Source organism: Maritalea porphyrae (assembly GCF_027213965.1).
GTDB classification, from domain to species: Bacteria; Pseudomonadota; Alphaproteobacteria; order Rhizobiales; family Devosiaceae; genus Maritalea; species Maritalea porphyrae_A.
This window is the reverse complement of sequence record NZ_JAPWGX010000002.1, coordinates 450222-467847: the sequence shown is the minus strand read 5'-3', so window position 1 is coordinate 467847 and position 17626 is coordinate 450222. Positions and strand designations below refer to the sequence as shown.

Here is a 17626-nt window from a genome sequence, read left to right as displayed (position 1 = left end):
TTCAGATGCGCCGGGGAGGAAGAAAATTGACTACACCAACCAAGATGTTGGACGTTGAAAATGTGTCGCTGCGCTTTGGCGGCGTTAAAGCGTTGACGGACATATCATTTCACGTGAATGAGAATGAGATCTTCTCGCTAATCGGGCCCAACGGCGCGGGTAAGACCTCGATGCTGAACTGCATTTCGGGTCGTTATCGCCCCCAAGAAGGCTCCATAACCTATGATGGCCAAGACCTGTTGAAGCGCTCGATCAATGATCGCGCAGCAATTGGAATTGGTCGCACCTTTCAAAACTTGGCGCTGTTCGGTCATATGTCGGTCATCGACAATATTTTGGTCGGCCAGCACCATCTTTTGAAAAACAACTTCCTCACGGGCATGTTCTATTGGGTTGGTGGTGCACAAAAAGAAGAAGAAGCCGCGCGCGCCGATATTGAAGACATCATTGATTTTCTTGAAATCCAGCACGTGCGCAACGAACCTGCTGGATCGTTGTCTTATGGTTTGCGCAAACGGGTGGAACTGGCCCGAGCAATTGCGATCAAACCAAAAATGATCCTGCTCGATGAGCCAATGGCGGGCATGAACCTTGAAGAAAAAGAGGACATGGCCCGCTACATCATCGAACTCAACGAGCAATATGGCATTACCGTTGTGATGATTGAGCACGATATGGGAGTGGTGGTCGATATTTCGCATCGCGTTGCAGTGCTCGATTTCGGGCAGAAAATTGCAGAAGGCTTGCCAGAAGACGTGATCGAAGACGAACAGGTAAAAGTGGCCTATCTCGGCGTTGATGATTTTGACCTCGACGAAGAGGAGGCTGTTTAATGACCGTCCATCGCGAAATTTCAGGTTCAAAAATCGATTGGGACGCAGGCGCCCGCCATGCAGCGGCCGTGCAGAGCAATGACACTCTGCCAAAACTCCTATTGGCCAACGCCAAAGCGTTCCCAAAAAACATTGCACAGCGCGAAAAAGACTTTGGTATTTGGAACGAGATCACTTGGGAAAAATTTAACGACCACGTCAAAAACATGGCTCTCGCTTTTGACCATTTTGGCGTAGGTGCGGGCGATGTTGTCGCCATCATTGGTGACAATCGGCCAGAGTGGGTATGGGGTGAAATTGCAGCCCATACCGTTAAAGCAATGAGCATGGGCATATATCGAGAAGCCTTAGAAGAAGAGATCGCATATTTGGTCAATTACGCCAAACCAAAAATCGTAGTGGCGGAAGACGAAGAGCAGGTCGATAAATTCTTAGAGCTGGGCGATCGCGTTCCCTCGATTGAAAAGATCATTTATCACGACAAGCGCGGCATGAAGAAATATGATGACCCGCGCCTGATCTATTTGGCCGATCTTGAAAAAATTGGCGCAGATATCGCCGCCAAAAACCCAAACCGTCATGATGAGTTGGTTGGAGCGACCCAAACAGACGATGTGGCGGTTTTGTGCACGACGTCAGGCACAACATCAAACCCAAAACTCGCCATGTGGAAGCACTCTGCCTTTCTGGGTCATGCTGTGAATTATTTGCGCGCAGACCCAATGGAAGCAGGTGACGAATATTTGGCCGTGCTTCCCCTATCCTGGGTGATGGAGCAAATGTATTCGGTGGCGTGGAACCTTGTTGCCCGCATGATCGTCAATTTCCCTGAAGCTGAAGAAACCGCTATGTCGGATTTGCGCGAAATTGGGCCACACTTTGTGCTGCTATCGCCGCGCGTTTGGGAAATGGTGGCAGCGGATATCCGCTCCCGCATGATGGAAAGCTCTGCGTGGAAGCAGGCCATTTTTGATTGGGGCGTAAAAGCCGGCATTCAGGCATTAGAGCGCGGCGAACGTTCCCAAGCGGCCGAAATCATCTTGTTCCGTGCGTTGCGTGACCGTCTTGGTTTCTCCCGCCTCAAGTCTGCAGCCACGGGCGGAGCGGCGATGGGGCCTGATACGTTTAAATTCTTCCAAGCCATGGGTGTGCCACTCAAGCAACTTTACGGTCAAACCGAGGGTCTTGGTGCCTATACCATCCATAAATGGGACGATATTGACCATGATACGGTTGGGTTCCCGATGAATGATTGTACCATCAAAATCCGCAATGCAGATGAAGAAGGTATGGGCGAAATCATCGTCTCGCACCCCAATTTGATGACTGGCTATTATCAAAACACTAAAGACACCGAAGAAGCGTTCGATAGTGAAGGCAATTTCCTCACTGGTGATGCGGGCTATTTAAATGCCAACGACCACTTGGTGGTGGTCGACCGGATCAAAGATTTGTCCGAAACCAGCAGGGGCATAAAATTCTCACCTCAGTTTATTGAGAACAAGCTTAAATTCTCTACCTTTGTGGCTGAGGCTGTGATTTTGGGCAAAGATCAGCCCTATATTTCTGCCATGATCTGCATCCGCTATCCCATTGTATCAAAATGGGCAGAACAGCGCCGGATCGCATTCACCACCTACACTGATTTGGCGTCTCGACCCGAAATCTATGAACTTTTGCGCAAAGAAGTTGAAGCAGTGAACGAGCATCTGCCAGAGGCGCAGCGGATCAAGAAATTCGTACTACTTTACAAAGAACTTGATGCAGATGACGGCGAACTAACGCGGACCAAAAAGGTGCGCCGCAGCGTGATCGCCGACAAATATGCTGACATTATTGGAAAGCTCTACTCGGACGACACCCATGTGGATATCGACACGGTGATCTCTTTCCAGGACGGCACCAAACAACGCATCAAAACATCACTCAAAGTGCAGCGGCTCGATGATGAAAGCGCACTGGAAGGGAGCATAGCATAATGAAGTGGGATCTGTTTTTCCAACTCCTCGTCAACGGCTTGATCGTAGGCATGCTCTATGGCGTTGTCGCCATGTGCTTTGTGTTGATCTATAAATCAACGCAAGTGGTCAATTTCGCCCAAGGGGAGTTCTTGGTGCTAGGCGCATGGGTTTGTTTGGCTTTGGTCACTCAAATGCAGTTGCCGTTTTTCCTCGCCTTCATATTCACGCTGATCTTTATGGCGATCTTTGGCATCGTAGTGCAAACCGTGATCTTAAGGCCTTTGATCGGCGAACCGATTATATCAGTGATTATGGTCACCATTGGCCTGTCGATCTTCATGCAGTCATTGATGAATTGGGTGTTTGGCAACGACGCAAAACGCTTCCCAGATGTTTTTGGCTCCTCAGACGTGGTCTCGATCATGGGGCTTAATGTTGAAGTTGCCTATCTGCTGTCACTGGTCTTATCCGTCGTCATTATGGCTGTGTTTTTCTGGTTCTTCCGGTTCACGCGGCACGGCTTGGCCATGCGGGCCACGGCATTTGATCAGCAGATCGCACAAAGCTTGGGCATTTCAGTCAAACAGACTTTTGCAATGGCTTGGGCCATTTCAGCCATGGTGTCCGGTGTTGCGGGCATCGTGATCGGAATTGTGAACTCGGTTTCCAACTCCCTAGCGTTCGTGGGCATCAAAGTGTTTCCAGCCGTCATCTTGGGTGGACTTGATTCAATTGTTGGCGCGGTTGTTGGCGGCATCATCATTGGGGTGCTTGAAAACCTCGCAGAATATGCTGACGGCCAATGGCTCAAAATCGGCAACCTTTACACCATCGCTCCGTTCTACGTGCTCATCATTATTTTGATGATCAAACCTTACGGCTTGTTTGGCACCAAAGACATTGAAAGGATATAGCGGTGGGACACGTACCAAATCCACGACCAGCAGGCGATTTTAGAACGTCATATGTCGATGACAATCGCATGTTCAAAACGCACTTCGAAAAATATGCGGCGCTTGGCATTCTCGTCGCCGTAATGATCGCCGCCCCATTCTTGGGCAATTATTGGGTTAGCCAACTCATCGTCATTGGCATTTATGCGATCGCAGCGATCGGGTTGAACATCTTGGTGGGCACCACTGGGCAAATCTCACTAGGGCACGGCGCATTCTTTGGCTTTGGCGCATTTGCTAGCGCATGGTTGGCCACAAGTTTTAACGTGCCAACGCTAATATCGATGCCCGCTGCCGCTTTGTTGACCACTGCAGTTGGTATGATATTTGGTGTGCCAGCTGCTCGGATCAAAGGGCTCTATTTGGCGATTGCCACATTGGCCTCCCAGTTCATCCTTGAAGATTTCTTTGCCCGTGCAGATTGGTTTTCCGGCGGCGTCTATGGCGCGCTTGCAGATCGGCCTGACATATTTGGCTATGTGCTGGACACAGACCTGAGCTATTTCTACTTGGTTCTATTTTGGCTCGTCTTAAGTGTCATCGGCGTCACAAACCTTTTGCGCTCCCGCGATGGCCGCGCGCTGGTTGCTGTGCGTGATCACTATCTGTCCGCAGAAGTGATGGGCGTCAATCTTACCAAATATCGAATCTTGTCGTTCGGCATCTCATCTTTCTTTGCCGGTTTGGCGGGGGCATTGTTTGGCCATTATCTTGAATATGTGTCCGTCGAAGGCTTTACCATTCTGTTGTCGATCCAATTCCTTGCCATGATCATCATTGGTGGTTTGGGGTCGGTTTATGGCTCTATCCTTGGTGCTGCTTTCATTTTGTTGCTGCCCCAACTCATGGAAAGTATCACCTCTGTAATGGCAGTGGCATTTCCTGCAATGGAAAGCGGCAAGGCCTACGTCAAGCAAATGTCAATTGGCGCAGCGATCATCCTATTCCTAATCTTTGAACCTGAGGGACTTGTACACAGGTGGCAGCAAATCCGCGCCAGCTGGAAGCTCTTTCCGTTCTCAAGATAAGCAAATGCAACAAAGCACCCGGTCTCGGCAAAAAGAGGTGCTGCAAACAATATGCCGAATTTTAAAGAGGAGAAACAACGTGAAACTGAAATTATTATCAATGGCAGCTCTTGCGACGACCATGTTCGCTGGTTCTGCTGCAATGGCGCAGGACAGCGTTTTTGTAGGTCATTTGGTTGACTATACCGGCCCAACCGCTTTTGTGGGCAAACACTATGGTCCGGGCGTTTCGGATGCGATCAACTATGTGAATGCGCATGGCGGTATTGATGGCACAACGATCGAACTGACGCAGGTCGATTATGCATATAAAGTGCCTGAAGCTTTGGCTGCCTATAAAGCCTGGTCATCACGCGGCATGGTGGCGATGCAAGGATGGGGAACTGCAGATACTGAGGCGCTGATCTCATTTGTCGCAAAAGATAAGATCCCAGTTTATTCTGCGTCTTATTCGGCGCATCTAACGGATCCGCAAGGTTCAAACCCAGCCACCAAAAAGCCAGCACCATATAATTTCTTCTATGGTCCATCATATTCTGACACGTGCCGGGCTTTGGCTCAGTGGGCGGCTACGGACGCAAAAGAAAAAGGCATCGAAAACCCCATTTTCTTGCACGCTGGAGACAACCACCCTTATCCAAATGCGCCAAAAGAAGCTTGTGCGGCTTATGCCGCTGAATTGGGCCTAACAGTTGCTGACCCAATTGTTGTGCCAATGAAGCCAGGTGATTTTAAAGCCCAGTGCTTAACCATCAAAGATACCGGTGCTCAATATGTTTACATGGGCAACCTTGGTGGATCTGTGGTTTCCTTGCTCAAGTCTTGTGGCACGGTTGGTGTTGAAGCCAACTATATGGGCAATGTGTGGGCTGGCGATTACCTCACCATTTTGGCCGCGCAGGCCGAGAACTTGATCTTCCCATCATCTACACCATTCTTTGGTCAAGATGTGCCGGGCATGAAATTGGTTGAAGCGATCGCTGCAGCTGGCCAAGGCAATGGTGAAAACAAGCCAACTCACCACTACATTCGTGGCATTTGTTCAGCTTACTACATGATGGACGCCATGAAATGGGCGAAAGCCAATGGTGGTATCACCGGTGAAAATATCAAAGCCGGCATGTATGCCAAAAAAGACTGGGTACCTGAAGGCCTAGAAGGCGTTTGCTTGCCATCAACTTGGACAGATAAAGACCACCGCGGTCTAATGACTGTTGCTGTGAACCAAGGTTCCTACAATGGCGGCGACGTCCAAATTAAACGCATCTCAGAAACAACTCTGCCACGTCGTGACGACTGGTTGGGTCTGTAAGCGAAGCTGAAGACGGAAAAGGATGAGCAACATGAAACCACAAATTGCTGCAACCGGGAATGGCCTGGCAAATGAGACCATCCTTTCCGTCAACAATATTGAGGTCGTATTTAACGAAGTCATTCTCGTTTTGCGCGGCCTCAACCTAAAAGTCGCGCGGGGCAAAATTACTGCCCTGCTCGGCACCAACGGGGCAGGCAAGTCGACCACCTTAAAGGCAATCACAAACTTGCTGGCCACCGAAGACGGTGAAGTCACACGCGGCACCATCACTTATGAGGATGACGATGTGACCGAGATTGGGCCAGAAGCGCTGGTGCGCAAGGGCATCTTCTTGGTGATGGAAGGACGCGGCATTTTGCAGGACATGACCGTGATCGAAAACTTGCGCTTGGGCGCCTACTCGCGGCCCAACGCCAAAATTAACGAAGAAATCGAACAAGTCTTCAAATATTTCCCTCGCCTTAAAGAGCGCACAGGGCTTGCTGGATATCTATCCGGCGGAGAGCAGCAAATGCTCGCCATTGGTCGCGCCTTGATGGCAAAACCCAAGCTCATTCTCATGGATGAGCCCTCCATGGGTCTATCGCCCCTTTTGGTGAAAGAGGTGTTCCGTATCATCAAGCGGCTCAATAAGGAGCTGGGCATATCCATCCTGCTGGTAGAGCAAAACGCCAATATGGCGCTGCATGTGGCAGATGATGGGTACATCATGGAAAACGGCAAGATCGTGCTTGACGGAACCGCCGAAGAATTGATGGCCAACGAAGATGTTAAAGAATTTTACTTAGGCGGCGGCGGTGAACGACGTTCGTTCAAAGACATTAAAAGCTATAAGCGCCGCAAGCGCTGGTTGTAGGCGGGTAACAGCTATGAGTGAAAGCGCATCAAACGGACACACTTACTTTTCGCCCTTGGAGGCGCGCGCACCGATGGAGCGCGAGGAATCGCTCTTCATCGCCCTGCGCGGACAGTTGAAGAACGCTGTGACCAACAGTCCCTATTGGGCACAAAAGCTCGCACAAACGGATATTGAAGCGATCAATGACCGTGAAGCTTTAGCAAACTTGCCCACTTTGTCCAAAAGCGATTTGGTGGAACTGCAAGACAAAAAACCTCTTTTTGGCGGCATTGCGCCCGCCAATAGCGATGTACGACGGGTCTTTTATTCTCCCGGACCCATCGTGGAGCCGCAACCCGGTGGCACTGACCCTTGGCGCATGTCTGCTGCGCTTTTTGCCGCCGGGATGCGGCGCGGCGACGTCATTGCAAACTGCTTTAGTTATCACCTAACGCCTGCGGGCTTTATGTTTGATGAAGCCGCAGCGCAACTCGGTTGCATTACGTTTCCAGCGGGTGTGGGAAACACCGAAACTTTGGTGGAAGCCTTCAACCATTTCGCGATTTCAGGTTATGTCGGCACCCCAGACTTTTTGCAGATCATATTGGAAAAAGCCAAGAGCTTGGGCAATGATATCACCAGCGTGCAAAACGCCCTGGTATCCGGTGGGCCGTTATTTCCTGTTATGCGTGATTGGTACGCAGCACAGGGGGTAAACATCAAGCAATGTTATGGCACAGCCGAGCTTGGCCTGATCGCTTACGAAACGGACGCACCTGAAAATGGCATGGTTATCGCCGAAAACTGCATTGTTGAAATTGTTCGACCCGGCACATCAGATCCCGTTCTGCCCGGTGAGGTAGGTGAAGTGGTGGTCACCACTTTTGATCCCAACTATCCACTGATCCGTTTTGCAACGGGTGACTTGTCGGCCATCCAAACAGGCCAATCATCATGTGGGCGCACCAATGCACGGCTGAAAGGCTGGATGGGCCGCGCGGACCAAACCACAAAGGTGCGCGGCATGTTTGTCCATCCACGCCAAATCGCCAAGATTGTTAAATCCTATCCGGAAATGGGCCGCGCGCGGCTTGAAGTCAGCGAAACGGAAGGAAAAGATCAAATGACGTTCATTTGTGAGCTGCCACACAATGATGACGCGGTGCTTGATCAGATCGCCCAAAGCGTTCGTGCCGAATGTCGTTTGCGGGCTGATGTCCGCATTGTGCCGCTGAACAGTTTGCCAAATGATGGTAAGGTCATCGAGGATCGGCGCGCGATTGGCGTTTAGTCTTTCACGTCGTTTCCAGAGTTGAATGGCCATAATCCAATTACGTGCTCCGATTGGTTAGACAATTCATTTTGAAAAAAATGAACTATGCCTCTTGTATTGCTAGGTGTGCTGCCTACATAACACACTATTACAGCAATTTGAGGTGCGCGCTTTTGCCACCGACTGAGCGATGACGTTTGATAAACGCAATTTGACTCGGTGCGAGGCTAAGGCACATACTCAATTGATTGTGAGATTAGGGCGGTGCCAACGCAACGTCACATTTCGCTGTTAGGTGGAGGAACCGTCAAGCGTTCATTAAAGGTCTTGGGTCTACCTATCGGTCATCAATTTGGGAATTTTGGAAAGCCGACATCATGCAAAAAAACAATTTAGGCGGGGCCAAAAAGGGCCTCAAAACGCTCCTGCTAGCAGGTTGTGCGTCGCTTGCGTTCAGCGCCAGCGCGGCATATGCGCAAGACAGCACCTCAGCGCCATCAACGCAAAGCGCAACAATCACATCGTCATCAATGAAATATTCGCTCGAAGTGGGCAATATTGATGCGGTTGATTCAAACGTTGATGCGCAAACTATTCGCGACGTTATTTCGGGCAAATTGGTGGAAAACGCCAACGCCTTGGCAGGATTGAACGCCAAAAGCATATTCATTCCAGAAATTAAGCTGATCTACACAATCGAAGTGGACGGCAAAGTCTCAGACAATGAGTTTGTGTTCAAAAACATCGCGCTGACCAATGTTAAAAATGGTATCGCGCAGACTGCCTCTATGGAAGCAGTCACCGGCAACATGTCGCCAAATGCGGGCGCTGACATGGATGAGCAATTCAAGCTTGCGTTGGGTCAGTCAACCATTACCCAGTTTAACCTTGGCGCCGTGCTCAATGCCTACGGCCTCGTCTCGCCAAAAAACTATGAAATGACCACGCTTTATCAGGACTATATCGTTTCTGGCGGCACATTGGACGCCGGTCCTGTTCACTGCGATATTGGCAAATACCAGGCAGGTCCCGATAGCGCCCGTGCTATGGAGGTTTCCTATCCTGAGTTGATGACTTTGGCTGCGGAACTTGAAGCCAACAACGATCCTTCGCCTGAGCAAATCGTTAAAATGGCAGATTTCTATGCGGATTTGCTTTTTGCGTACAAAACTTCGCCCGCCGTTTTTGATGGCATGAGCTGTGCGGGAACGCAAGACGGTACAAGTTTTGACTTCAGTTTGGGTAAAGTTATGGTCGGTGCAATGGGCAACGGCATTTACCCGTCGTTCGAAGTAAACGACATTGCCGTCAAAGTGTCAGGCAAAGAAAATGGTGAGTTCAAGCTGGGTAACTTCACCTTCAAAGAGATTGACTTCAATCCAACGGTTGAAGCCTATAAGCAGATTGAGGATGTTTCGGCCCTCAATAAAGATTGGTTTGAGGCCAATTTCCGTTCCTTCATCCCTTCCTTTGGTGGTCTTTCAATTTCGAACTTCTTTGCGGACGTACCAGATGAAGACAATGGTGGCCGGATAAAAGTAGAAGTTGCCGAAATTGACGTAAGCCTTGCCGATTATGTAAACGGCATACCGTCCAACATCTCATTGTCCACAACTGGCCTACAAGCGGACGTGCCTGAAAACCCATCAGACGATGGCTTGAAGCAGCTACGTGCATTGGGTATTGAACGCCTCAATGTTGGGTATGAAATGACGTTGAGCTGGGACGAAGCTGCTCAGGCGATCAACCTTGCACGGTTGATGTTCACCGGTGAAAAACTGGGCACGGTTGATGTGTCAGGTTATTTTGTTGGCGCAACGGCTGAGCTTTTTGCAACTGACCCACAAACCGCAATGATCGCGGCCATGGGCCTTGGGGTAAAAGAGCTGGACATCCAATTGGACAACCAAGGTTTCCTTGATATTGCATTGGCACAAGCCGCGGCAGAACAAGGCGCGCCGGTTGAAGCCTTCCAGACCCAAGTGTCTGCCATGGCAAATGGCATGATCGTTGGATTACTTGGCGGGGTTGATCAGGCCGTTGACTTGGGCGCGGCTGTTTCAAACTTCATCGCGGGCGATGCTTCATATGTTGGCATTGCGGTAACTTCAAAAACCGAAACGGGTGTTGGCATGCCACAAATCATGGCTTTGCAAACCGATCCAACAAAGATCCTTGAGTATGTGGATATTGAAACAACCACTGAATAATCTACTTATCCATTAAGCATTCAAGCCCGCGCTGACTCAAATGTCGGCGCGGGCTATTTTTGTCAGCTTGGCTGTTCATCCAAACCCATTGTGTAAGTATGGCTATTGTGATAAATAAACAAACGTTCATTTAATTCGAGTCGCAGCAGGGACTCGATTGGCGGGGAGGCCAAGGGCACAAATATGGCGCGAACAACAGGTTCAAATGGCGAAGAAACCGCACGTCGCATCGACGAGGTTGCGCTAAAACTATTTGCGCAAAAAGGTTATGCCGCTGTGTCTATGCGCGAAATCGCCCGAGAAGTCGGCGTGCAAGCAGGCGCGCTATATAATTACAGCCCCAACAAGCAAGACCTGCTGGCCCGTTTGATGATTGAGCATATGGAAGCGCTGCTCAGCGCATGGGATGCACAAAACCCTTCACTGCTTTCGCCCCTTGATGCCCTTAAAGCCTTTGTGCTGTTTCACATCCGCTACCACGTCGAACGGCCGGACCATGTGTTCATTTCCTATATGGAGCTGCGCAATCTCGAGGCTGAGAATTTTGCCAAGGTAGAAGAGCTGCGCCGCCAATATGAAGCCGCGCTCAAGGCTATTTTGAAGCGCGGATCCATTGATCACCTATTCAACATTGCAGACGTACACGTGACCGCCATGGCGATCCTTGCCCAATTAACAGGCGTGACCACTTGGTATCGCGCCAAAGGGCGCCTCAGCCAATCTAAAATTGAAGAAATATACACACAACTTGTGTGCCAAAGCGTCGGCGCGCAACCATCGGAGGAAGTTTGATGTTCACCACTGGAATGAATTTTGCCCTCGGCGAAGACTTAGAAGCGTTGCGCGACATGGTACACCGTTTTGCCCAAGATCGTATTGCGCCGATAGCCGCCCAAATTGATGAAACCAACCAGTTCCCAAACGAGTTATGGAAAGAGTTTGGAGATTTGGGGTTATTGGGAGTCACGGTTTCTGAAGAATATGGTGGCGCAAATATGGGCTATTTGGCCCATTGTATTGTGGTTGAAGAACTCAGCCGCGCATCAGCCTCTGTTGGTCTGTCCTATGGCGCGCATTCCAACTTGTGTGTGAACCAAATCTTTCGCAATGGAACTGAAGAGCAACGCGCCAAATATCTCCCTAAATTGATTTCAGGTGAACATGTGGGCGCATTGGCCATGTCTGAGCCGGGTGCGGGTTCCGATGTTGTTTCGATGCAACTTAAAGCTGAAGCCGCACAAGGTGGCTATTTGCTCACGGGCAACAAAATGTGGATCACCAATGGGCCGGATGCAGATACGTTGGTTGTCTACGCCAAAACAGACCCAGATGCGGGCTCAAAAGGTATGACTGCCTTTATTGTGCAGAAGGACTTTGACGGCTTCTCGACCGCGCAAAAACTCGACAAGCTCGGCATGCGTGGTTCGAACACTTGCGAATTGGTGTTTGATAAGTGCTTTGTGCCAGAAGAAAATGTGCTTGGTGAAGTGGGCAAAGGCGTGCGCGTTCTGATGTCTGGTTTGGACTATGAGCGTGTCGTGCTTGCAGCTGGTCCGGTCGGCATCATGCATGCGGTGTTGGATGTGGTTGTGCCTTACGTGCATGAGCGCAAACAGTTCGGCCAAGCGATTGGCGAGTTTCAATTGGTGCAAGGTAAATTGGCGGACATCTATTCCACCATGAACGCCTCTCGTGCATATGTTTATGCAGTGGCCCAAGCGTGTGACCGTGGTGAAACCACCCGCAAAGACGCCGCGGGCTGCATCTTGTACTCAGCCGAAAAAGCAACGCAAGTTGCGCTTGACGGCATTCAATTGCTCGGCGGTAATGGCTACATCAATGAATACCCAACGGGTCGTTTGTTGCGTGATGCAAAGCTTTATGAGATCGGTGCGGGCACCAGCGAAATTCGCCGGATGTTGATTGGCCGCGAAATGTTCAGCGAAACCAAATAATCGTCACTTAGGGGAGCGCCGCCATGTCGGTTATCAAGTCGCAAATTTCGATCAAGTCAGAGCAATTTATCGCCAATAAAAAGGCGCTGGAAAGTCAAATGGCCGACATCGCTGCCGCAACTGACCTTGCGCGGTTTGGTGGTGGCGAGCGTTCGCGAGAACGCCACCTGTCGCGGGGCAAATTGTTGCCGCGTGATCGGGTCACCAAACTTTTGGATCCCGGTTCTCCCTTTATGGAGCTCGGTGCAACTGCAGCGCACGGTCTTTATGATGGCGCAGCACCCGGCGCTGGCCTGATCACCGGAATTGGCCGCGTCGCGGGCCAAGAGGTGATGGTGGTGTGTAATGATGCCACCGTTAAGGGCGGTACCTATTATCCCATGACGGTGAAAAAACATTTGCGCGCGCAAGAAGTAGCGCTCGAAAACAATTTGCCGTGTGTCTATCTGGTGGATAGCGGCGGGGCAAACTTGCCCAACCAAGACGAGGTGTTTGCCGACCGTGATCACTTTGGTCGCATTTTTTACAACCAAGCCAATATGTCGGCGCGCGGCATCCCCCAAATTGCCGTGGTGATGGGGTCTTGTACCGCTGGGGGCGCTTATGTGCCCGCCATGTCGGATGAAACTATCATCGTAAAAGAACAAGGCACGATCTTTTTGGCTGGACCACCGCTGGTAAAAGCGGCCACAGGCGAAGTTGTGACGGCTGAAGACTTGGGCGGCGGGGATGTGCATACGCGGCTTTCAGGTGTCGCGGATCATCTGGCTGAAAACGATCAGCATGCACTCGAATTGGCCCGCCAAGCGGTGTCAAAACTCAACCGGGTGAAGCCAAGCCAATTGTTGATGCAATCATCAGAAGCGCCGCTTTATGACCCCAATGAAATTATTGGCGTTGTGCCCGGTGATCTGAAAACGCCATATGATATCCGTGAGGTCATTGCCCGTACGGTCGATGGTTCGCGTTTTGACGAATTCAAATCGCGTTACGGCATAACTTTGGTCTGTGGCTTTGCCCATATCCACGGCATGCCTGTGGGCATTATCGCCAATAATGGCGTGCTGTTTTCCGAAAGCGCCGTCAAGGGCGCCCACTTTGTGGAGCTGTGCTCGCAGCGCAAAATCCCACTGGTATTTCTGCAAAATATCACCGGATTTATGGTGGGCCGCCGTTACGAAAACGAAGGCATCGCCAAACATGGCGCCAAGCTCGTAACCGCTGTGGCCACCACCTCGGTGCCAAAAGTCACGGTGCTTGTGGGCGGATCATTCGGCGCAGGAAACTACGGCATGTGCGGCCGCGCTTATCAACCACGCTTTTTGTGGACATGGCCAAACTCACGCATTTCTGTGATGGGTGGCGAACAGGCCGCGGGCGTGCTCGCCACCGTCAAACGCGATGGTTATGAGCGCAAAGGCGAGGATTGGTCACAAGATGAAGAAGCCGCGTTCAAGCAACCCATAATCGACCAGTTCGAAACTCAATCACACCCGCTTTATGCCTCTGCCCGCCTGTGGGACGATGGCATCATTCACCCGGCCCGCACGCGTGACCAACTGGCCCTATCACTTTCCGCAAGCTTGAACGCCCCGATTGCAGATACGCAATTCGGCGTGTTTAGAATGTAGGGGAATACGAGATGTTTAAAAAAATCCTCATTGCCAACCGTGGCGAAATCGCTTGCCGGATTATGCGCACAGCCCAATCTATGGGCGTCAAATGTGTGGCGGTTTATTCTGATGCAGACGCAAATGCGCAGCATGTGAAGATGGCGGATGAAGCCTATCGGCTTGGCCCAGCGCCTGTGGCTGAAAGCTATTTGCGGGTCGATAAAATCCTTGAGGCGATCAAGCTTTCTGGCGCTGAAGCGGTGCATCCGGGGTATGGCTTTCTTTCAGAGAACCCTGACTTTGTGGATGCGCTGGATGAAGTTGGTGTACGGTTCATTGGCCCTTCAGCCGATGCTATCCGTGCTATGGGCCTAAAAGATGCAGCAAAAGCTTTGATGGAAAAAGCCAATGTACCGGTGGTACCCGGCTATCATGGGAACGAACAAGACCCTGACTTTTTGGCCATTGAGGCAGATAAAATCGGCTATCCGGTTTTAATCAAGGCCCGCGCAGGCGGCGGCGGCAAAGGCATGCGCCGGGTGGATGATCCAGCGGAATTTAAATCATCCCTCGAAAGCGCATCACGCGAAGGTCAATCGAGCTTTGGCGACGGACGTGTTTTGATTGAAAAATACATTACCACCCCGCGCCATATCGAAATTCAAGTGTTTGGCGATGATCACGGCAACGCTGTGCACCTGTTTGAGCGCGATTGCTCATTGCAACGCCGCCACCAAAAGGTGATCGAAGAAGCCCCAGCCCCGGGCATGACACAAGAGATGCGCAAAGCCATGGGCGATGCTGCGGTGACCGCTGCCAAGGCCATCAATTATTCGGGCGCAGGCACCATTGAGTTCATTGTTGATGCGGCCAATGGTTTAAACCCCAACGGCTTCTATTTCATGGAAATGAATACGCGTTTGCAAGTGGAACATCCGGTCACCGAAATGATCACCGGCCAAGATTTGGTCGCGTGGCAATTGCGGGTCGCCAGTGGGGAAACCCTGCCTAAAACTCAGGATGAATTGTCAATCAGTGGATGGGCATTTGAAGCACGACTATATGCCGAAGATGTGCCGAAGTGCTTTTTGCCCGCGACTGGCACATTGGCGCATTTGAACCTGCCAGCAAGCAGCGCCCGCATAGATTCAGGCGTGGTGACGGGTGATGTGATCTCGCCGTTTTATGATCCGATGATTGCCAAAATCACAGTGCACGGCGAAAATCGCAAAGAGGCGTTGAACGGTTTGGCTTCGGCTTTGGGCAAATCTGAAATTGCCGGGTCGGTGACCAACCGAGCATTTTTGGCTGCGCTATGTGCGCACGAAGTGTTTAGCAATGGTGAGGTGGATACAGGCCTGATCGAACGTGACCTTGATGCGTTAATTGTCGCACCACGACCAACAGAGGCGGCAATCTCGGCGGCTGCCCTGATCGGGCTGGGCCTCGCCCGCACGCCTGTTTCGGCAGATCCATGGGATCAGCTTGCCGGGTGGCGCACTTGGTCAGGCGAAACGGACAGCATTGAGCTTGATCACGAGGGTGAGCGCTTGAGTTATGACGTGGTACTTGGCAATGGCAAACACTTCAACATTTCAGATGATGATAGCGATTTAGATGTTGAGTTGCTGGGCGCAAGCGCTAGCAGCATTTCGCTTGCGGTTAATGGTCAGCGTCACCAACTGGGTTTCTTTGCCAACCAAGATTTCATCTCAATTTTCACCGGAACTGATACGTTCACGTTTGATCGTGTGAAACTGGAATTGGCCGGTGAGGGCGCGCTTTCAGGCGACGCTATATTGTCGCCCATGCCCGGTTCTGTTGTGGCGTTGAACGCAAACGTTGGCGATCAGGTTTCACAGGGCGATAAACTGATTGTAGTTGAAGCCATGAAAATGGAACACGCACTGCTGGCCCCACGCGATGGGGTAATCGAAGCGGTACTCGTCAGCCTTGGTGATCAAGTTGAAGACGGCGGCTTGCTGATCCAATTGGAGCCAGAAGATGAGTGATTTTGTCACCATCTTTGAGATGGGCCCGCGTGATGGGTTGCAAAACGAAAAGAAGCATATCTCCACAAGTGACAAGATTAAACTGGTGGATATGCTCTCAGATTGCGGGTTCAAAAAAATCGAAGTCACGAGCTTTGTCTCCCCCAAATGGGTGCCCCAAATGGCTGACGCGGCCGAGGTTCTTGCAGGCATAGTTCGGCGCGAGAATATTTCATATGCGGCCCTCACGCCCAACTTGCGCGGATATGAAGGCGCGCGGGCAGCCAAGACAAATGAAGTCGCCATTTTTGCGTCAGCCTCAGAGGGCTTTAGCCAAAAAAACATCAATTGCTCCATTGCTGAAAGCATTGAACGGTTCAAACCAGTTCTAGAAGCGGCAAAAGCCGATGGCATGCCCGTGCGCGGCTATGTGTCCTGCGTCACCGATTGCCCTTACGATGGGCCAACAGCGCCAGAAGCTGTGGTAAGGGTTGCAACGCAATTGCTCGATTTGGGCTGTTATGAAATTAGTCTTGGCGACACAATTGGCGCAGCCGCACCTGAAACCACGTCCCTAATGCTCGAAGCTGTTCTCGCCTTGGTGCCGGCTAACAAATTGGCCGGGCACTTTCATGACACCAAGGGCCGCGCCATCGACAATATCGAAGTTTGTTTGGGCTATGGCATACGCACTTTTGATGCAGCTGTTGGCGGGTTGGGCGGCTGCCCCTATGCGCCGGGTGCAAAAGGCAATGTGGCCACCGAAGCGGTGGTTGAAATGCTGGTCGCAAAAGGGTTCACAACGGGCATTGATGCAGGCAAGCTCTCAAAAGCAAGCAGTTTTGCGCTGTCCCTGAAAGGGCAATAAAATGACGTTTCAGTATATCCAGCTCACAACCGACAATCGCGGAGTTACAACACTCACGCTTGATCGCGCAGACAAGCATAATGCGCTCAATGCAGACATGTGTGATGAGATCAAAACGGCGGCGCAAATGATCAATCAAGATCAGAACATCCGCGCAGTTATCTTGGCCGCAAATGGCAAGAGTTTTTGCGCGGGTGGTGATTTGGCCTGGATGCGCGAGCAATTTGATGCGACGCGAGAAGTGCGCATCGCCGAAGCCAAGCGCTTAGCCAATATGCTGTTTGCGCTCAATACGCTCAAAAAGCCGCTGATCGGCAAAGTGCAAGGCAACGCCTTTGGCGGTGGCATTGGTATGATGTCTGTTTGCGACGTGGTTGTGTCCGTTGAAGGCGCAAAATTCGGCCTCACCGAAACAAAACTTGGCCTGATCCCCGCAACCATCAGCCCCTATGTGTTGGCGCGTATGGGTGAAGACAAAGCGCGCCGTGTTTTCATGTCAGCACGTCTTTTCGACACGAAAGAAGCGATGGCGCTTAATCTTGTCGCTAAGTCTTGTTCGGCTGATGAGTTGGATGCAGTGGTTGAAACAGAAGTCTTGCCTTATCTGCAAACTGCTCCCGGCGCAGTCGCGCGCGCCAAGCAATTGGCCCGCGCGCTGGGTCCAAGAATTGACGAAGAGGTGATCGATTTCACTGTCAATCAGCTCGCCGATTGTTGGGAAGACCCTGAAGCGCATGAAGGTATTTCAGCCTTTTTTGATAAGCGCAAAGCAAACTGGGTGGAGTAGT

At 51.1% G+C, this 17626-nt stretch carries 14 protein-coding genes; all 14 read left to right on the top strand.

Features of this window, described 5'->3' with window-relative positions; all coding sequences use genetic code 11:
• Positions 1-44: 44 nt before the first annotated feature.
• The 14 genes from O4H47_RS07010 to O4H47_RS06945 all read left to right on the top strand — a co-directional run bounded on the left by O4H47_RS07010 (position 45) and on the right by O4H47_RS06945 (position 17625).
• A complete protein-coding gene (locus O4H47_RS07010) occupies positions 45-833 on the top strand; it encodes an ABC transporter ATP-binding protein (RefSeq protein WP_269393613.1) in 789 nt (262 codons plus the stop codon).
• Positions 833-2812: an AMP-binding protein gene (locus O4H47_RS07005; RefSeq protein WP_269393241.1), complete on the top strand. Its 1980-nt coding sequence runs from the start codon at positions 833-835 to the stop codon at positions 2810-2812. Before O4H47_RS07010 ends, O4H47_RS07005 begins: the two co-directional genes overlap by 1 nt.
• Entirely contained in the window at positions 2812-3708 is an 897-nt protein-coding gene (locus tag O4H47_RS07000) for a branched-chain amino acid ABC transporter permease (RefSeq protein ID WP_269393240.1), read from the top strand. Before O4H47_RS07005 ends, O4H47_RS07000 begins: the two co-directional genes overlap by 1 nt.
• A 2-nt stretch (positions 3709-3710) precedes the next feature.
• Positions 3711-4775 carry a branched-chain amino acid ABC transporter permease gene (locus O4H47_RS06995; RefSeq protein ID WP_269393239.1) on the top strand — a complete coding sequence of 355 codons (1065 nt, stop codon included), beginning with the start codon at positions 3711-3713 and terminating at the stop codon, positions 4773-4775.
• A 79-nt stretch (positions 4776-4854) separates the two neighbouring features.
• A complete protein-coding gene (locus O4H47_RS06990; RefSeq protein ID WP_269393238.1) occupies positions 4855-6087 on the top strand; it encodes an ABC transporter substrate-binding protein in 1233 nt (410 codons plus the stop codon).
• 31 nt (positions 6088-6118) lie between these two features.
• The gene (locus tag O4H47_RS06985) at positions 6119-6946 is read left to right on the top strand and encodes an ABC transporter ATP-binding protein (protein ID WP_269393237.1); all 828 of its coding nucleotides are present in this window, start codon (positions 6119-6121) and stop codon (positions 6944-6946) included.
• Positions 6947-6959: 13 nt separating this feature from the next.
• Complete coding sequence (locus O4H47_RS06980) at positions 6960-8219, top strand: phenylacetate--CoA ligase family protein (RefSeq protein ID WP_269393236.1); 1260 nt, start codon at positions 6960-6962, stop codon at positions 8217-8219.
• Positions 8220-8578: 359 nt separating this feature from the next.
• Positions 8579-10411, top strand: coding sequence for a hypothetical protein (locus O4H47_RS06975; RefSeq protein ID WP_269393235.1), 1833 nt, complete (start codon positions 8579-8581; stop codon positions 10409-10411).
• A 183-nt stretch (positions 10412-10594) separates the two neighbouring features.
• Entirely contained in the window at positions 10595-11203 is a 609-nt protein-coding gene (locus O4H47_RS06970) for a TetR/AcrR family transcriptional regulator (RefSeq protein WP_269393234.1), read from the top strand.
• Between the two features lie 14 nt (positions 11204-11217).
• On the top strand, positions 11218-12366 hold the full coding sequence (locus tag O4H47_RS06965; RefSeq protein ID WP_269393612.1) for an isovaleryl-CoA dehydrogenase: 1149 nt from the start codon (positions 11218-11220) through the stop codon (positions 12364-12366).
• Positions 12367-12389: 23 nt separating this feature from the next.
• Entirely contained in the window at positions 12390-13997 is a 1608-nt protein-coding gene (locus O4H47_RS06960) for a carboxyl transferase domain-containing protein (RefSeq protein ID WP_269393233.1), read from the top strand.
• An 11-nt stretch (positions 13998-14008) separates the two neighbouring features.
• Complete coding sequence (locus O4H47_RS06955; protein WP_269393232.1) at positions 14009-15991, top strand: acetyl/propionyl/methylcrotonyl-CoA carboxylase subunit alpha; 1983 nt, start codon at positions 14009-14011, stop codon at positions 15989-15991.
• The gene (locus O4H47_RS06950; protein WP_269393231.1) at positions 15984-16838 is read left to right on the top strand and encodes a hydroxymethylglutaryl-CoA lyase; all 855 of its coding nucleotides are present in this window, start codon (positions 15984-15986) and stop codon (positions 16836-16838) included. Before O4H47_RS06955 ends, O4H47_RS06950 begins: the two co-directional genes overlap by 8 nt.
• Position 16839: 1 nt before the next feature.
• Positions 16840-17625: a crotonase/enoyl-CoA hydratase family protein gene (locus O4H47_RS06945; protein WP_269393230.1), complete on the top strand. Its 786-nt coding sequence runs from the start codon at positions 16840-16842 to the stop codon at positions 17623-17625.
• Position 17626 lies beyond the last annotated feature (1 nt).

Bases quoted from the DNA above. Each gene is read 5' to 3' on its own strand.
- O4H47_RS07010 (WP_269393613.1), top strand. From the start codon at position 45: ATGTTGGACGTTGAAAATGTGTCGCTGCGCTTTGGCGGCGTTAAAGCG.
- O4H47_RS07005 (WP_269393241.1), top strand. From the start codon at position 833: ATGACCGTCCATCGCGAAATTTCAGGTTCAAAAATCGATTGGGACGCA.
- O4H47_RS07000 (WP_269393240.1), top strand. From the start codon at position 2,812: ATGAAGTGGGATCTGTTTTTCCAACTCCTCGTCAACGGCTTGATCGTA.
- O4H47_RS06985 (WP_269393237.1), top strand. From the start codon at position 6,119: ATGAAACCACAAATTGCTGCAACCGGGAATGGCCTGGCAAATGAGACC.
- O4H47_RS06980 (WP_269393236.1), top strand. From the start codon at position 6,960: ATGAGTGAAAGCGCATCAAACGGACACACTTACTTTTCGCCCTTGGAG.
- O4H47_RS06975 (WP_269393235.1), top strand. From the start codon at position 8,579: ATGCAAAAAAACAATTTAGGCGGGGCCAAAAAGGGCCTCAAAACGCTC.
- O4H47_RS06970 (WP_269393234.1), top strand. From the start codon at position 10,595: ATGGCGCGAACAACAGGTTCAAATGGCGAAGAAACCGCACGTCGCATC.
- O4H47_RS06965 (WP_269393612.1), top strand. From the start codon at position 11,218: ATGAATTTTGCCCTCGGCGAAGACTTAGAAGCGTTGCGCGACATGGTA.
- O4H47_RS06960 (WP_269393233.1), top strand. From the start codon at position 12,390: ATGTCGGTTATCAAGTCGCAAATTTCGATCAAGTCAGAGCAATTTATC.
- O4H47_RS06955 (WP_269393232.1), top strand. From the start codon at position 14,009: ATGTTTAAAAAAATCCTCATTGCCAACCGTGGCGAAATCGCTTGCCGG.
- O4H47_RS06950 (WP_269393231.1), top strand. From the start codon at position 15,984: ATGAGTGATTTTGTCACCATCTTTGAGATGGGCCCGCGTGATGGGTTG.
- O4H47_RS06945 (WP_269393230.1), top strand. From the start codon at position 16,840: ATGACGTTTCAGTATATCCAGCTCACAACCGACAATCGCGGAGTTACA.